Source organism: Enterococcus sp. DIV1375a, from assembly GCF_051712205.1.
Taxonomy (GTDB): Bacteria; Bacillota; Bacilli; order Lactobacillales; family Enterococcaceae; genus Enterococcus; species Enterococcus faecalis.
Map to the genome: position 1 here is coordinate 1,230,759 of NZ_JBIOOM010000001.1, position 16,126 is coordinate 1,246,884.

Below are 16,126 nucleotides of genomic sequence, written 5' to 3' on the forward strand. Positions count from 1 at the left end.
TTTAAATCTTGAAGGAAGTCGGAGCAAGCTTGATGTTTAACTGATTATTTTAAGAGTTAGTGTCTGGGGCAGGAGTCAAGATGACTTTTGTCCTAGATACTTTCTTTTTTTGTTGAGTTGAAACAAGATACTTGAAAAACAGAGATTATGTGATACAATAAATCATGTGTAAATGTGTCCATTGGAATTCGCACTGAAATGACAGTGCGTTTTTTAAACGGTCAATCACATGAGTTAGCACAATGCTATTCTTAGGAGGTGAGGACAATGGCACAACGCATTCCTCAGGAAGTCATTGAGGAAGTTCGTCACCGAACGAATATAGTAGATATTATTGGGCAGTATGTCCAGTTAAAAAAATCCGGTAAAAATTATATGGGTTTATGTCCGTTTCACGAAGAACGTTCCCCTTCATTTTCAGTAGCAGAAGACAAACAAATTTTTCACTGTTTTGGCTGCGGGAAAGGTGGAACTGTTTTTAATTTCTTGCAAGAAATTGAAGGCATTAGTTTTCCAGAATCCGTGAAACGTGTTGCAGATTTGGAACATTTATCTGTGGACTTTGATTGGTCAGAGCCGCGTGAAGTAGCGGATACCCCAGAAAACCAACAAAGACGGAGTTTGTTACAACTGCATAGTAAAGCCGCAGAACTTTACCATCATATTTTAGTGAATACTAAAATTGGCGAACCCGCATTAAACTATTTATTAGAGCGGGGGTTAACACAAGAACTAATTGAGACCTTTCAAATTGGATTTGCGCCGCAAAAACGTGATTTCTTAAGTCAAGTTTTTAAAAACGAACAACTGGATGAAACGCTTTTTGAGCCTTCTGGGCTGTTTGTCCAAAGAGATAACGGTACGTTTTTGGATCGTTTCTATCAACGAATCATGTTTCCAATTAATGATCCCCAAGGCAATGTCATCGCCTTTTCTGGTCGCTTGTTAAAAACAGCTGATTTTCCAGGGGATGAGATGCCTAAATACTTGAATAGTCCTGAAACAACACTTTTTAATAAGCGAGAAACGCTGTTTAACTTTGATAAAGCCAGAAAAGAAATTCGTAAAGAAAATACAGTCTTGCTTTTTGAAGGATTCATGGATGTTATCGCTGCTTGGCAATCAGGCGTAAAAAGTGGGGTGGCTTCAATGGGGACTAGTTTGACCAATGAACAAATTCGGCGTTTGGAACGGGTCGCTAAGGAAGTAGTTATTTGTTACGATGGCGATAATGCCGGTGTTCAAGCCACAAACCGTGCGATTCAATTATTGCAAGAAAACAGTCATTTTGACTTGAGTATTGTCAGCATCCCTGAAAAGCTGGATCCTGATGAATATGTGCGGAAATATGGCGCAGAAGCTTTTCAAAATTTAGCCAATCATGGCCGAGAAACAGTTTTTAGTTTTAAAATGAACTATCATCGGTTAACTAGAAACATGAATAACGAAAAAGAACAATTGGATTATGTGAACGAATTGTTACGGGAGTTAACCAATGTTCAATCTCCCTTGGAACGTGATCGTTATTTAAACCAAATTGCTCAGGAATTTCAACTTTCTGTTCATAGTTTGGAAGAGCAATTCAATCAATTGAAGCAAGAGCAACGTTCAGTCCAACGGCAAGAAAGGCAACAATTTTATCAAGATGAAATGATGCCACCACCAATGGAAGAACCTGTTTTTGAAGAGAATCACGTCCAGAACAAGTTACCGTTAACCCAAGTTCAAAAAGCAGAACGTTCCTTATTATTTCGTTTAATGAATGAACAAGGAGTACGGCAAACCGTTCAACAATTGCCAGATTTTTCGTTCGCTCATGATGAATACCAAGAATTATATTTCTTGCTAGAAAGTTATGCGACACTGCATCAAAGTTTCGACATTGCCGATTTTATTAATTTCTTGCAAGATAATCAAACCAAACAATTAGCAATTGAAATTGCGTATCAGAATTTATCGGAAGAAAGCTCTGAGCGAGAAGTTGCCGATTTATTACATGTAATTGCCTTATCAAGTATTGCAGAGGCAATTGAGCAGAAAAAGATTCAACAGCAAGAAGCAAAACGAGTGGGCAATCAACAGCTTGAAGCCGAATTAACAATGGAGATTATCCAATTGGCTCGACAGCTTAAAGCTCAACGAACATTTACTTAAGTAATAAATGAATAGAACTAAGCGTTTTGTTCATTTTATTTTGATAAGTCCCAGTGATTTATCAGTTATTTCAAGCGTGAACCGAAAAATGAAGGGGGCCTTCTTTCATGGAAAAAGAAACAAGTAAAAAATATGAAGCTGCAGTGGCAGCATTTATCAAAGAAAACAAGCCTAAAGGAACAGTGGTTTATGATGATTTAGCGAATCAATTAGCCACACCGTATACTTTGGATACAGAAGCTATGGAAAAATTAATCCAAAAAGTTGAAGATGCTGGTATCAGCGTAGTCGATGAAAATGGAGACCCAAGTGAACATAGCTTGAAAAAAGATGAAAAAGAAGCGGAAAAGGCCCAAGCAGAAGACTTATCTGCGCCAACAGGTGTTAAAATTAATGATCCCGTGCGTATGTACCTAAAAGAAATTGGGCGCGTTCAATTATTAACTGCCGCAGAAGAAGTTGAATTGGCACTTAAAATTGAAGAAGGCGATCAAGAAGCAAAACAACGTTTAGCAGAAGCCAACTTACGTTTGGTTGTTTCAATTGCCAAACGATATGTAGGTCGTGGTATGCAATTCTTGGATTTAATTCAAGAAGGTAATATGGGCTTAATGAAAGCTGTTGAAAAATTTGACTACCGTAAAGGGTTCAAATTCTCTACGTATGCTACTTGGTGGATTCGTCAAGCGATTACGCGGGCAATTGCGGACCAAGCTAGAACGATTCGAATTCCTGTTCATATGGTTGAAACAATCAATAAATTGATTCGGATTCAACGCCAACTATTGCAAGATTTAGGTAGAGAACCAACGCCAGAAGAAATTGGTGCGGAAATGGATTTACCAACAGAAAAAGTTCGTGAAATCCTAAAAATCGCACAAGAGCCAGTCTCTTTAGAAACACCAATTGGTGAAGAAGATGATTCACATTTAGGTGATTTCATTGAAGACCAAGATGCTACCAGTCCTGCTGAACATGCAGCTTACGAATTGTTAAAAGAACAACTAGAAGATGTTCTGGATACTTTAACAGACCGTGAAGAAAATGTTTTACGTTTACGTTTTGGTTTAGATGATGGTCGGACACGTACGCTAGAAGAAGTCGGAAAAGTTTTCGGTGTCACTCGTGAACGTATTCGTCAAATTGAAGCAAAAGCGTTAAGAAAACTAAGACATCCTTCTCGTTCAAAACAATTAAAAGACTTTTTAGAATAAACATACCGTTTAGCGGCTCTTTTCGTGCATGCGAGAAGAGCCGCTTTTGATTTTTAAAAAGTCTCTAAATGTCATTGCTAGTTATTGGAAGAAGGCGCAAGTTGTGGTAAATTAGAAGTAATGGAATATTAGCAGAATGTGAGGCGGAAGAATGACAAAAAAATGTCCGAAGTGCGGGAACGAATTCGATGCAGAATTAACGACCTGCCCAACATGTGGCTATTCACTAACTGACACAACAGTTGATAAAGAAGAAGCGGAAACGACTTCAACAAATATAGATTTTGAAACACAGGAAAATGAACAACACGAAGATCAATTAAATGAGAATATTGAATGGTCTGAGTTAAAAGATATGAGCTTAGGCCATGTGATGGAACTGTTTGGCGAATCACCTGAAGAAGAAAGTAATGATGACAAAAAAGAAGAGTCGATAGAAGATAACTTAATAGTCTCTGATTCAGAGGATGTTTCTGGTCTAGAAACATCGCTTCAAGAAGGGGCTAGTGAGGAGACTCATGATTCGGTGGAGGAGTCGACACCAGCGACAGAAGAGACGCCTACTCATTCAACAGAAGAAAAACTAGCAACGGACGAAGCAGTTAATTTAGAGGAAACAACAGAAGAAACAACTACTGTTGAAGCAGAAACAGCTGAGGTATCTGAGACAGTGAAGTCAGAAGAGGAAGCTTTAACAGAGATTTCAGGAACTGAAGTTATCTCTACTACTTCTGAAGAAGAAATTTTTTCACAACCACCGATAGAAGATCAAGATGTAACACCAAACGAAACTTTGCAAGCTTATATTCAAGCGCATCGAGCAGATACAGAAATGTCTGAAAATCCATCAGAAGAAACAGCAGAGACCCAAGAGTTAGAAAACAGCGGTGAGGCAGTATTAACCCAAGCCGAAACACCAACTGAATCCATTTCAGATTCTGAAGAAGGGTTAACAAGTGCAGCGTCGCTAGAAGCACCGAGTGAAGCTGATACAACCGAGGAAAAAGTTTCAGATTCAGGTGTGATACCACCGATGAATGAAACTGGGAATGCTCAACCAGCGCCTGCTCCGAAGAAACCATCAAAAAAAGTAGTTTTCGTTGCGCTTGCGGTTGTTTTATTAGCTGGAGGTAGTGCTTGGGCGTATCATGATCAAACGCAAAAAGCTGCCGTACAAGAGGCGGCGGCACTAACCAAGAAAACAGATACGCTGAAAGATGAACTAGCAGCCTTTTATACCACGAAGGAGCAAGTTTTTATTAAACCCGATATGGTGACTGTTAGTCCAGAAAAACTCTCAAAACAAGTCGCGGAAATTAAAGATTCAGAAGAGTATTCTCAATTAAATAAACAAATTCAAACATTGAAAGAGAAGCAACAAACCATTCAACAAATCAACCAATTATTTGAGGCGCCGATTGTCAATGGCAATGAGTTGAAACCGGCGATTCTAGCTGCTGATCAACCAATTTCCGTAAAGAAATTAACAGGAAATGATCCATTTGACCAATTGATGAACCAAGCAATCGATCAAGCGAACCAACAATACAACCAATTACAAAAAGCTAAAAAAGCGGTTGAGGTCATTTATAAAGATGGAAAAACTACCAATCAGCTGAATCGAGACACGTATCAAGCTGCTAAGGCAGAAGTAGATAAAGTAACAAGTGATAAGCTGAAAAAAGAACTGGTCAAACAAGTCACGACAGCTGACCAAGCGTTAACCAAGGTTGAAGAAGAACAGAAAAGAATTGCAGAAGAACAAGCTGCCGCAGAGCAAGCAAAACAAGCAGAAGAACAAGCAAAACAAGCTGCTGCCGCGAAAAAAGAGAACGCTAAGAAGGAAGAAACAGCAAAAACAGAAGCGAATGGCTACACGGCGCCGAACAGTGACGGGGTTTACACTAGTCCGCTTTATGCGCCAGATGCTGCTGATATCGCTGATAGTAGCAATCCAGCGTGGACATGGGCACCAGGTGTGAAAGAAAAAGTCTTAGACACAGTGATTGCTCGTGGCTATGTGGTTCCTGGCGGATATTCTTTAGAACCTGCCAAAATTGTGAATGGCGAAGGTTACTACAATCTTTATGCAACAAACAATCAATCAATCAAAATTATTAGAAGGCACTACAGAGAAAAATGTTCACATGTATTTAGTTACAATCAATGCTAAAACAGGTTGGTTCAAAGGGAACGCTTCTCGTAATGCAGGGCAATAAAAGAAAATAGAAACAATCGAACAAAAGCAGAAATCTTTTGTTCGATTGATTTTCCTTGAGGAGTTAATGATAAATGAGAGAATTACTAGCAACAACATTTACCGGCATTGTGGTCGATGAAAATGAACAATTTTATTTTGTTCAAAAAAATGGCATCACATTCCGTTTAAAAAAAGAAGAAGGTACGCATGCTATAGGGGAGGCTGTAGAAGGCTTTGGTTATTTAAATCAAAAACAAGAGCCAGCACTGACAACTACAATTCCTACTGTGCGCATTGGTAGCTATGGCTTTGGTACTGTCACAGGAACGAGACGTGATTTAGGTGTTTTTGTGGATGTTGGCTTACCAGATAAAGATGTTGTTATTTCGTTGGATGAATTACCAACCATGCGGGAACTTTGGCCTAAAAAAGAAGACCGAGTAATGGTTACTTTAAAAGTGGACAGTAAAGACCGCATTTGGGGCGAATTAGCAGATGAAAAAGTCTTTAAAGCAATGGCAAAACGCGGGAATGCTGAAATGCAAAACCAAAACTTAACTGGGCATGTGTATCGTCTGAAACTTGCAGGAACGTATATTTTAACTGATGATTTATACATTGGATTTATCCATCCTTCTGAACGATTCCAGGAACCACGTTTAGGTGAAAAAGTAGTGGGACGTGTGATTGGCGTGCGGCCGGACGGCGTATTGAATCTTTCATTAAAACCAAGAAGTCATGAAGTAATCAGCGATGATGCATTAATGATTCTAACTTTCTTAGAAAGAGCAAACGATCACCAAATTCCTTTCACCGATAAATCAAGCCCTGATGAAATTAAACAAACCTTTGGCATTAGTAAAGCTCAATTTAAACGCGCCTTAGGCCATTTAATGAAACAAAAATTAATTAAACAAGAAGATGGTAAAACAATTCTAATTGGCTCGTTGGAACAATCAAAAGAAAAAAATTAAGGTAGCTAATTGAGAATATCTTGCAAATTACAGTTATTTCTTTTATAATTATTTTAATTTGATTGATAAATTAAGTTTCTTAATTTGTAATCATTCTAAACAAGGAGCTGTAATAATGGATTCGACTGCTGCTTTAAAAAAGACAAAAAAACAATTACATGAATCAGGCTTTAAATTAACACCACAACGGGAAGCAACCGTACTTGTATTATTGGAAAATGAAAAAGATCATTTATCAGCAGAAGAAATTTACTTCTTGGTAAAACAAAAAAGTCCGGAAATTGGTCTAGCAACAGTCTATCGAACGCTAGAAATTTTAACAGACTTAAAAGTCGTTGATAAAGTGAGCTTTAACGATGGTTTAGCTCGCTATGATTTAAGAAAAGAAGGCGCCAAACACTTTCACCACCATTTGTTATGCTTAGAATGTGGCACAATTGAGGAAGTGGAAGAAGACTTGCTTGGTGAAGTAGAGCAAATTGTTGAAAGTCGGTATCATTTTTTAGTCAAAGATCATCGCTTAACTTTTCATGGTATTTGTCAAAGTTGTCAAAGTAAACATTAAAAAAACTGCCTTGCATTAATTTATGCAAGGCAGTTTTTTATTTATTGGCATTATAAATTAGCGAATTTTTCCAATAAGCGAATCATTTGGCAAGTAAAACCATATTCATTGTCATACCAAGCCACAGTTTTCACTAATTGGAAATCGCCAGCTGTCGTTACTTCTGTTTGCGTTGGGTCAAAAATCGAACCTTCTGTCGTGCCGATTATGTCTCCAGAAACAATTTCACGATCATCATAACCGAAAGAAGGGTTATCAATGGTGTGTTTTTTCATTGCTTCATTTACTTGATCAGCTGTTACTTTTGTTCTTAAAATGCTAACTAATTCTGTTAAGGATCCATCCACAACGGGAACACGTTGGGCATGGCCTTGTAATTTTCCATTAAGTTCTGGAATAACTAAGCCAATTGCTTTAGCAGCACCAGTTGAATGGGGAATAGTATTGTCTGCAGCAGAGCGTGCCGCACGAAGATTTCCGCCACGAACAGGGCCATCTAATAGCATTTGTGTTGATGTGTAGGCATGGACAGTTGTCATGGTACCAACTTCAATACCGAATTCATTATTTAAGAAGTAAGCCATCGGTGCTAGACAGTTTGTCGTACATGAGCCGGCAGAAATGATTTTATCGTTGGCATCAAGTGTATCATCATTGACGTTATAAACGATTGTTTTCATTGCGCCTGCAGGAGCAGAGATAACCACACGTTTCACACCTGCATCTAAATGAGCTTGTGCTTTTTCTTCAGAGGTATAAAAACCTGTACATTCAAGCACAATGTCTACTCCGTTTTCTTTAACCCAAGGGATTTTACTTGCATCTGGTTCTGCGTAGACACGGGTTTCTTCGCCGTCAACCACAATGCCATTTTCAGTGGCTGTCACGGTGCCAGGATAGGTGCCATGCGTAGAGTCAAATTGTAATAAGTGAGCCAACATTGTTGGGCTAGTCAAATCATTGATAGCCACAACTTCAATATCATCAGAAACTTCTTTTATTCGGCGAAAGGCTAAACGACCAATTCTTCCAAAACCGTTAATTCCTACTTTGACTGTCATAACAAAAATTCCTCCTTTAGATGTTTGTGTTTCTTTGGACCCTTGCTGAAAAAGTGATTTTCTTCAACTATCTATAGTATGAACCTCTAAAATTTTTTTGTCAAAAGACTGATAGCGAAGCGACAAAAAGAAAGCGAAAGATTCATGAGAAATTTTGCTTTTTCCAACGATAACTAACTAGAATTGCTAGACAAACGGTTGTTTTCCCGATACAATAATAAAGACTTTCGAATCACGCTTTTTGAGGTGATTAAAGATAGTAGAAGTAGAATAGGAGGACAAATTATATGTCCATGTTTTTAGATCAAGTGACGATTGATGTCAAAGCTGGTAAAGGCGGCGACGGAATGGTTGCTTTCCGTAGAGAAAAATATGTACCAGACGGGGGTCCCGCTGGTGGTGATGGCGGTCGCGGTGGCGACGTTGTTTTAGTTGTTGAAGAAGGATTACGCACATTAATGGATTTCCGGTTTAATCGTCATTTTAAGGCGACACCTGGAGAAAATGGTATGAGTAAAGGAATGCACGGTCGTGGTTCAGAAGATTTACTTGTCAAAGTTCCACCAGGTACAACAGTTCGTGATGCAGAAACTGGAGCCTTAATTGGGGATTTAATTGAGAATGGTCAGACCTTAGTAGTAGCAAAAGGCGGACGCGGTGGTCGCGGGAATATTCGCTTTGCTTCCCCAAGAAACCCTGCACCAGAAATTGCAGAAAACGGCGAACCGGGCCAAGAACGTAAAATTGAATTAGAATTAAAAGTTTTAGCAGATGTTGGCTTAGTTGGGTTTCCTTCTGTAGGGAAATCAACGTTACTCTCTGTTATCTCGTCCGCTCGTCCGAAAATTGGTGCCTATCATTTTACGACGTTAGTTCCAAACTTAGGGATGGTGACTACTAGTGACGGTCGAAGCTTCGCTGCAGCAGATTTGCCAGGCTTAATTGAAGGAGCTTCTCAAGGTGTCGGCTTAGGAACACAGTTCTTACGCCACATTGAACGGACGCGTGTTATTTTACATGTCATTGATATGAGTGGCATGGAAGGACGCGATCCTTATGAAGATTACTTGGCAATCAATAAAGAATTGGCTTCACACAATTTACGTTTGATGGAGCGACCTCAAATTATTGTTGCCAATAAAATGGACATGCCTGAAGCAGAAGAGAATTTAGCGAAATTTAAAGAGCAACTTGCGAAGGAACGCACCGATGAGTATGCTGATGAGCTACCTATTTTCCCAATTTCTGGGGTTACTCGTAAAGGTATTGAACCTTTATTAAATGCAACAGCTGACTTGTTGGAAGTAACGCCTGAATTCCCATTATATGAAGATGAAGTGGTAGAGGAAGAAACCGTTCGTTATGGCTTCCAACCAGAAGGTCCAGAATTTACGATTGATCGTGAACCAGATGCTTCATGGGTTTTATCTGGTGAAAAATTAGAAAAATTATTTGAAATGACGAATTTCGATCATGATGAAACAGTAATGCGTTTTGCACGTCAATTACGTGGTATGGGTGTCGATGAGGCATTACGAGCACGTGGCGCGAAAGATGGCGACATTGTTCGGATTGGTAATTTTGAATTTGAATTTGTCGAATAAGCATAAAACCAGTTCACTCAGTGAACTGGTTTTTTATTTTAAAATTAGTATTAAATCAGCGAATAGATTGAAATAATATTTTTAATAGCTTATAATTTTAAATGTAACAAAATAACAAACGAAAGGAGCGAAATTGAAATGGAAAACAATCAAGCAATTGTTCCTAAGTTTTCAGTTAAAAGTGCTGGTTTTCTTTTTAGTATGGGGCTCTTATGTGGTGTCCTGTTGCCGAGTGTTTTATTATGGACTTTCAATCTGCCGTTTAATATTGGTGCCATGATTTTTTTGCCTGTTGGGATTGCTTTTGCGTTAGCGTATAGTCATTATTTTATTGAAACGAAAACAGGTTTTTGTAAGCGTTTTATTTGGTTGTTTTTAATTTCTCTTATTTTATTAGAGCTTATCTCTTATTTATGGCTGATTAAAGGAGTTATTTTTTAAGAGAAAAACAGAGGAGAGTGTTATTTATGTTAGATAAACTGACTGTTTGGATTGAAAATCATCTAGCTGGACCAATGGCTAAAATTGCCAATCAGCGCCATTTACGTGCGGTGCGGGATGGGATTATTGCGACATTACCTTTAATTATTGTCGGTTCTTTTTTTCTAATTATTGCATTTCCGCCGTTACCAGAATCTTGGGGCATTACTCAATTTTTAACAAGTAATGCTGCTACAATTTTATTGCCTTACCGAATGACAATGTACATTATGGCGTTATATGCGACTTTTGGTATTGGTGCTAGTTTAGCGAAATCTTATAATCTTGATCAAGTCTCAGGAGGGATTTTGGCTACGATTGCTTTTTTATTAACATTAGTACCTGTGGCGATTCCTGAAGAAGCCAGTAAAGCAGCTGGTGTTTCTGGGTTTGTTTTACCAATGGCTAATTTGGGTGGTGCAGGGATGTTTGTCGGGATTGTGACGTCAATTATTGCTGTCGAAATCTATCGAGTGACAGATAAGTCTAAGTTCAAAATTACAATGCCTGATAACGTTCCACCTGCTGTTGCTCGTTCATTTGAATCGTTGACTCCGACGTTAATTGTCATGTTATTGATTGGTTCAATCACTTATTATTTAGGCTTTGATTGGCACACATTTGTAGGGAACTTAGTGGGACCACTAGTTCAAGCAGCGGACTCTTTATTGAGTGTCTTGCTGTTAGTCTTTTTAACCACATTTTTCTGGTTTTTTGGGATTCACGGCGCTTCAATCGTAGGATCGTTGGCGCGTCCTCTATGGCTACAACTATTAGAGGAAAACACGACTGCTAAAGCAGCTGGCGAAGCATTACCTCGGATTGCGGCAGAACCTTTTTACCAATGGTTTATTTGGATTGGTGGTGCTGGAGCCACAATTGGTTTAGCTATATTATTAGCCTTCCGGGCAAAATCAGAATATGGTTCAAAACTAGGAAAAGCTATTTTAGCACCGTCTATTTTTAATATTAATGAGCCAGTTATTTTCGGTGTACCGATTGTCTTAAATCCGATTTTAATGATTCCTTTTATCTTTGCACCAATGGTTTTAGCAACGATTGCTTGGTTTGCCACTAAATTAGGTTTAGTAAGTGAAGTTGTCTTTACCGCACCGTGGACCTTACCAGGGCCAATTGGCGCCTTTATGGCGACAGGCGGCGATTGGCGTGCTGCTGTTTTGAATATTGTTTTAATTCTAGTGGCCATCTTGATTTACTATCCGTTCTTTGTAGCTTATGATAAAAATGAGCTTGCCAAAGAACAAGGCAAACAAATAGAAGAATAAAGAGTGCAGCCGTTTAGTGTCCAGAACAAAAGGTGATGACCTTTTGTTCTGGACCTATTTGTTTATAGGTGATGAAAATTCTCAATTTTTTTGAAATGTATAGAAAATTTTGAGAAAAGAAACGCATAAAAAAGTGTAAAATATTATATATATAATGAAAATGGTTTTCTTTTGTGTGAACATAATAAAGTTATTGTTAACTAAAAGAGAAAAGGGGTATGAAAATGGTTAGAACGAAGGTATATACAAAGGAAAAAATCTTAAACGTAGCTGAAAAAATTTTAGTAGATAAAGGTTTTTCTAATTTAACTGCTAGAAATATTGCAGATACTATGGGGATTTCTACGCAGCCAATTTATTTAGAATTTGTCAACATGGACGATTTAAAACGAACCTTAATTAAATCGCTATTTCATCGTATGCAATTATTTTACAAAGCAGATGTCGGTACCTCAGACCCAGTGATTGCATTGGGTCTGAACTTTATATTATTTGCCCAAAAACATCAAAAAATCTATACGGCGTTATTTATGAAAGCACATGGTTATGAAGAAGAATTGCAGCAAATGCTTCAAACTTTTTTTGAAGAGCGTTTATTATTGGATAAAAAATATGTACAAATGGACAAAGGAAAATTTGTCGAATTATTTCCTAAAATGGTGGTAATCTATTTAGGTTTAGCCACAGCGGTTACAATGAAAACAATTGACTTAACTAAGAATCAAGAAATTCAATTATTAAGTCAATTATTGATAGAAGAGTAGTGTTTTGTTATTTATTCAAAATAACAAAAATACGACATAAGTCTGAGGAAAAACTGGTCGTTGCGCCCGAGGAAGGATTGTTTAAAACTTGCTATACTTTGGAAGAAGTAACAGAGAATAATTACTCGGGAGGATTTATGTGATGAAATTTATTAAATTTTTAGTGGTGACAGCAATTGTTATTGGTGGTGGTTTATTTGGGGCCAAGTTTTACGCAGAGAAGAACTCTGGCGAATTAGCTGGTGTGTTAGATCAATTAAATCCATTGGTTAAAGAAGGAAATGTGTATGTTAAAACAAAGAAAGCCGATAGCGTTAATGGCTATGGAATTGCTAGTTATACGCAAGTAGCCGCAGATGAGGAAGGCAAAACGCGAGAAATAACTTTCACAGCGGACCATGAATTAAAAACAGATCATTATCTAAAAGTCTCAAATAAAGGGGCCCACATCAATACGTATGAAGAGGTCAATCAAGACCAAGTACCAGAAAAGGCATTACAAGCGATTCAAAAATAACAAAAAGTCAGAACGTATCTTCAGCGTACGTTCTGACTTTTTGTTATTTTTTTGCTTCTTGAAGAATATTGATTTTTTCAATTTTAACATCAGTTTTTGGTTTATCGTTGGCACCAACTTCGACTTTGGCAATTTTATCGACAATATCCATTCCTTTGGTTACTTGACCGAAAACAGTATGTTTTTTATCAAGAGAAGGATAGCCGCCTTTTTTGTAAGCATCAATGATTGCTTTTGGATAATCATCATATAAAAGACCATCAGATTGATCATCTGTATTTTGGACAATAAAGAACTGACTGCCGTTAGTATTAGGTCCTGCATTCGCCATTGATAACGCGCCACGAATGTTATATAACTGGTTTGAAAATTCATCTTCAAATGGTTTATTCCAGATGCTGTTTCCGCCAGTTCCATCACCGCTAGGATCGCCACCTTGGATCATAAAGTTATTGATGACGCGGTGGAAAGTCAAGCCATCATAATAGCCATCTTTGGCATGTTTCATAAAGTTCTCGACAGTTTTTGGAGCCTGTTTAGGAAATAGTTTGATTTCAATATTTCCCATTGAAGTAACCATTTGGACTAAGTCTTGATCTTCGGCAACTTTGTCATCTAGTTGTGGTAAATCTAGTGAATTTAAGTCGACCGAATCCTTTGTTTTGCTTTCACTGGATTTAGCGACAGAATCACTCGTTGCGGTCGTGCCTTTATTATTGGTTGTGTTACAGCCTGCTAAAAGCAAGGTGAATGCTGCAACTGAAGCAACAGCAAGCATTTTCTTATGTTTCATCTGTTTTCCTCTTCCTTTCACACTGACAATTAGGTTCTTTTTTATCATAACAAAAGAGAAGATAACAAACCAGTGGAATTTTTATAAGATTTCCTATAGGAAAGGTGTAGACCACTTTTGTTTTTTTTGTTACAATGTAAGCAGATACATTATTATGTTTTACAATTTAGGAGGCAATCACATGGGAAAATTAGGTATTTCAATTTATCCAGAACGTTCAACATTTGAAAAGGACAAAGCATATTTGGATTTGGCTCATAAATACGGCTTTAAGCGTGTCTTTACTAGTTTATTGCAAATCAATGATGATCGGGAAAAGGTATTAGCAGAGTTTAAAAAAGTCGTAGATTACGCCAACCAATTAGGTATGGAAGTGATGGTCGATATTAATCCTGCATTGTTCGAACAATTAGGCATCTCTTATGATGATTTATCATTTTTCCATGATATGGGCGCTTACGGTATTCGTTTAGATCTTGGTTTTACTGGGCAAGAAGAGGCGAATATGACAAGAAACCCTTATGGCATTAAAATTGAAATTAATATGAGTTCAGGGACAAGTTATGTAGATAATATTATGGCCTACTCACCAAATACAGAAAATTTACTAGGTTCACATAATTTCTATCCACATCGCTATACAGGCTTAGGCTATGATCATTTTGTTTATTGTTCAGAAAAATTTAGAAAATATAATTTAAATACGATGGCGTTTGTGAACTCACACGATGCTACATTTGGGCCATGGCCGACACAAGATGGGTTATGTTCTTTGGAAGACCACCGCGATTTAGAAATTGCAACGCAAGTTAAGCATTTAGTTTTAACAGGATTAATCGATGATATTTCTGTCGGAAATGCTTATGCCTCAGAAGCAGAATTAGCAGCAATGGCAGAAGCCTTTCATGCACCGTATCCTTCGATCAAAGTGGATACAGAACCAGAAATCACAGAAGATGAAAGAATTGCATTGTTCGATAACTTACACAGTTATCGTGGAGATCGTTCTGATTACGTTTTGCGTTCAACAATGACACGTGTTTACTATAAAGATCGTCCTTTCCCAGCTCATACAACGAGAGATATTGTTCGAGGCGATGTCTTGATTGACAACGTTGGCTATGGACAATACAAAGGGGAAACACAAATTGCTTTAAAAGAAATGAAAAATGATGGCCGTGTAAATGTGGTTGGTCGTATTTCTGATGACGAACGTTTCTTATTAGAATTTTTGAAACCATGGTCAAGTTTTAAACTTATTGAAAATAAATAATTTTTAGTTTCCTATAAATAGATAAGTGGAGCATAGCGTAAAAGGTAACATTTTTGTGCTATGCTTTTTTTGTCGCAACAAAATTGTCTCATTGTAGTGGTAAAGAAAGATGGCTGAATCTTTGAATGGTAGTTGTCAAAAAAAGGGCGACAACTTATAATGAATCATACAGTTTAAATAAAAGGAGTACGTAGATGAATCGATGGTTAAAAATTTTGATTGCGCTTATTGTAGTAATTGCAATTGGTTTAATTGCGGCAGGCTTATATTTTTATAATTATGCAGTAGTTCCAGGAAAGAAAGACTTTATAAATGAGAATACCCCAGGGTCAAAAGTGATCCAGACACCTGAAGGCGCGTGGTTTAAAGATGACAAAAATCGACAAGAATGGTCAATTACTTCGGAAGATGGGCTACGTCTAAAGGCCATTTATTTACCAGCCGACAAAAAAAGTAATCGTACCGTTATTATGGCGCATGGTTATATGGGTTCGGCAGAAACGATGTCTGTCTTTGCGAAAATGTATCATGATTGGGGCTACAATGTGTTAGCGCCAGATGCGCGTGGTCACGGGAAAAGTCAAGGAGATTATATTGGGTTCGGCTGGCCCGATCGTAAAGATTATGTCCAATGGATTGAGAAAGTTTTAACCGAAAATGGTCAGCAAGAACAAATCACTTTATACGGTGTCAGTATGGGTGCTGCTACAGTCATGATGACGAGCGGGGAAAAATTACCAGATAACGTGAAAGCCATTGTGGAAGATTGTGGCTATTCTACAGTCAATCAGGAGTTGCAATATCAATTGAAAGAGCTTTTCAATTTACCAAGTTTCCCATTAGTTAATGTTACTAGCGGGATTACGAAACTTAGAGCTGGCTATTTCTTTGGGGAAGCAAGCGCTGTTAAACAATTGCAAAAGAATCATTTACCAATGCTCTTTATTCATGGTGAAAATGATACGTTTGTGCCGTTTAGTATGTTAGACGAAGTTTATAATGCAACCCAAGGACCTAAAGAAAAATATGTCGTGCCTGGAGCAGAGCATGCGAAAGCTTATAATAAAAACCCAGAAAAATATAAGGAAACAGTAGCTGCTTTTCTAGATAAATATATAAAATAACAAATTTATTCTTTACTAATAGTAGCAACAACAAAAGACTTGTTCTTAAGTTAACGACTTAGTGAACAAGTCTTTTGTTGTCAGTTGATTTTTTTTAATAAGTTGGAATTTACCCAT

13 protein-coding genes and 1 pseudogene are annotated in these 16,126 nt (G+C 37.7%); 12 read left to right on the top strand and 2 right to left on the bottom strand.

Translation table 11 applies throughout. From position 1 onward, the window contains the following. Positions 1-267: 267 nt before the first annotated feature. The 5 genes and pseudogenes from dnaG (at position 268) to fur (ending at position 7,107) form a co-directional block, all read left to right on the top strand. The gene (gene dnaG, locus IGJ63_RS06015; protein WP_002380276.1) at positions 268-2,154 is read left to right on the top strand and encodes a DNA primase; all 1,887 of its coding nucleotides are present in this window, start codon (positions 268-270) and stop codon (positions 2,152-2,154) included. A 107-nt stretch (positions 2,155-2,261) separates the two neighbouring features. Further along, positions 2,262-3,368, top strand: coding sequence for an RNA polymerase sigma factor RpoD (gene rpoD / locus IGJ63_RS06020; protein ID WP_438746094.1), 1,107 nt, complete (start codon positions 2,262-2,264; stop codon positions 3,366-3,368). A gap of 151 nt (positions 3,369-3,519) precedes the next feature. Next, positions 3,520-5,587, top strand: a pseudogene (locus IGJ63_RS06025) (cell division site-positioning protein MapZ family protein). Positions 5,588-5,660: 73 nt separating this feature from the next. Then, a complete protein-coding gene (locus tag IGJ63_RS06030) occupies positions 5,661-6,542 on the top strand; it encodes a CvfB family protein (RefSeq protein WP_002361792.1) in 882 nt (293 codons plus the stop codon). 115 nt (positions 6,543-6,657) lie between these two features. Further along, the gene (fur, locus tag IGJ63_RS06035; protein ID WP_002357640.1) at positions 6,658-7,107 is read left to right on the top strand and encodes a ferric iron uptake transcriptional regulator; all 450 of its coding nucleotides are present in this window, start codon (positions 6,658-6,660) and stop codon (positions 7,105-7,107) included. 50 nt (positions 7,108-7,157) lie between these two features. On the opposite strand, the gene gap is transcribed toward fur, so the two are convergent. Next, entirely contained in the window at positions 7,158-8,168 is a 1,011-nt protein-coding gene (gene gap, locus IGJ63_RS06040; protein WP_033595214.1) for a type I glyceraldehyde-3-phosphate dehydrogenase, read from the bottom strand. 287 nt (positions 8,169-8,455) lie between these two features. Here gap and obgE point away from each other — a divergent pair, with 287 nt between their 5' ends. From obgE to IGJ63_RS06065, 5 genes are all read left to right on the top strand, one after another. Beyond that, positions 8,456-9,772, top strand: coding sequence for a GTPase ObgE (gene obgE / locus IGJ63_RS06045; RefSeq protein ID WP_002384537.1), 1,317 nt, complete (start codon positions 8,456-8,458; stop codon positions 9,770-9,772). 138 nt (positions 9,773-9,910) lie between these two features. Beyond that, entirely contained in the window at positions 9,911-10,213 is a 303-nt protein-coding gene (locus IGJ63_RS06050) for a hypothetical protein (protein WP_010817272.1), read from the top strand. Positions 10,214-10,239: 26 nt separating this feature from the next. After that, entirely contained in the window at positions 10,240-11,538 is a 1,299-nt protein-coding gene (locus tag IGJ63_RS06055; protein WP_002363934.1) for a PTS sugar transporter subunit IIC, read from the top strand. A 218-nt stretch (positions 11,539-11,756) separates the two neighbouring features. Further along, complete coding sequence (locus IGJ63_RS06060) at positions 11,757-12,302, top strand: TetR/AcrR family transcriptional regulator (RefSeq protein ID WP_016615011.1); 546 nt, start codon at positions 11,757-11,759, stop codon at positions 12,300-12,302. Positions 12,303-12,444: 142 nt separating this feature from the next. Continuing rightward, complete coding sequence (locus IGJ63_RS06065) at positions 12,445-12,819, top strand: YxeA family protein (protein ID WP_002357632.1); 375 nt, start codon at positions 12,445-12,447, stop codon at positions 12,817-12,819. A gap of 43 nt (positions 12,820-12,862) precedes the next feature. Here the strand turns inward: IGJ63_RS06065 and IGJ63_RS06070 are convergent, their stop codons facing one another. Then, positions 12,863-13,612 (bottom strand): peptidylprolyl isomerase, encoded by a 750-nt coding sequence (locus IGJ63_RS06070; RefSeq protein WP_002374887.1) that lies wholly within the window; start codon positions 13,610-13,612, stop codon positions 12,863-12,865. A 181-nt stretch (positions 13,613-13,793) separates the two neighbouring features. Between IGJ63_RS06070 and IGJ63_RS06075 the strand changes: the two genes are divergently transcribed. Both IGJ63_RS06075 and IGJ63_RS06080 read left to right on the top strand, forming a co-directional pair. Beyond that, a complete protein-coding gene (locus IGJ63_RS06075; protein WP_002357630.1) occupies positions 13,794-14,885 on the top strand; it encodes a DUF871 domain-containing protein in 1,092 nt (363 codons plus the stop codon). Between the two features lie 194 nt (positions 14,886-15,079). Beyond that, on the top strand, positions 15,080-16,009 hold the full coding sequence (locus tag IGJ63_RS06080) for an alpha/beta hydrolase (protein WP_101732309.1): 930 nt from the start codon (positions 15,080-15,082) through the stop codon (positions 16,007-16,009). The last annotated feature ends 117 nt before the right edge of the window (positions 16,010-16,126 follow it).

What these genes read in the sequence shown, in the direction of transcription:
- dnaG (WP_002380276.1), top strand. Translation starts at nt 268, where the DNA reads ATGGCACAACGCATTCCTCAGGAAGTCATTGAGGAAGTTCGTCACCGA.
- rpoD (WP_438746094.1), top strand. Translation starts at nt 2,262, where the DNA reads ATGGAAAAAGAAACAAGTAAAAAATATGAAGCTGCAGTGGCAGCATTT.
- IGJ63_RS06030 (WP_002361792.1), top strand. Translation starts at nt 5,661, where the DNA reads ATGAGAGAATTACTAGCAACAACATTTACCGGCATTGTGGTCGATGAA.
- fur (WP_002357640.1), top strand. Translation starts at nt 6,658, where the DNA reads ATGGATTCGACTGCTGCTTTAAAAAAGACAAAAAAACAATTACATGAA.
- gap (WP_033595214.1), bottom strand. Translation starts at nt 8,168, where the DNA reads ATGACAGTCAAAGTAGGAATTAACGGTTTTGGAAGAATTGGTCGTTTA.
- obgE (WP_002384537.1), top strand. Translation starts at nt 8,456, where the DNA reads ATGTCCATGTTTTTAGATCAAGTGACGATTGATGTCAAAGCTGGTAAA.
- IGJ63_RS06050 (WP_010817272.1), top strand. Translation starts at nt 9,911, where the DNA reads ATGGAAAACAATCAAGCAATTGTTCCTAAGTTTTCAGTTAAAAGTGCT.
- IGJ63_RS06055 (WP_002363934.1), top strand. Translation starts at nt 10,240, where the DNA reads ATGTTAGATAAACTGACTGTTTGGATTGAAAATCATCTAGCTGGACCA.
- IGJ63_RS06060 (WP_016615011.1), top strand. Translation starts at nt 11,757, where the DNA reads ATGAAAATGGTTAGAACGAAGGTATATACAAAGGAAAAAATCTTAAAC.
- IGJ63_RS06065 (WP_002357632.1), top strand. Translation starts at nt 12,445, where the DNA reads ATGAAATTTATTAAATTTTTAGTGGTGACAGCAATTGTTATTGGTGGT.
- IGJ63_RS06070 (WP_002374887.1), bottom strand. Translation starts at nt 13,612, where the DNA reads ATGAAACATAAGAAAATGCTTGCTGTTGCTTCAGTTGCAGCATTCACC.
- IGJ63_RS06075 (WP_002357630.1), top strand. Translation starts at nt 13,794, where the DNA reads ATGGGAAAATTAGGTATTTCAATTTATCCAGAACGTTCAACATTTGAA.
- IGJ63_RS06080 (WP_101732309.1), top strand. Translation starts at nt 15,080, where the DNA reads ATGAATCGATGGTTAAAAATTTTGATTGCGCTTATTGTAGTAATTGCA.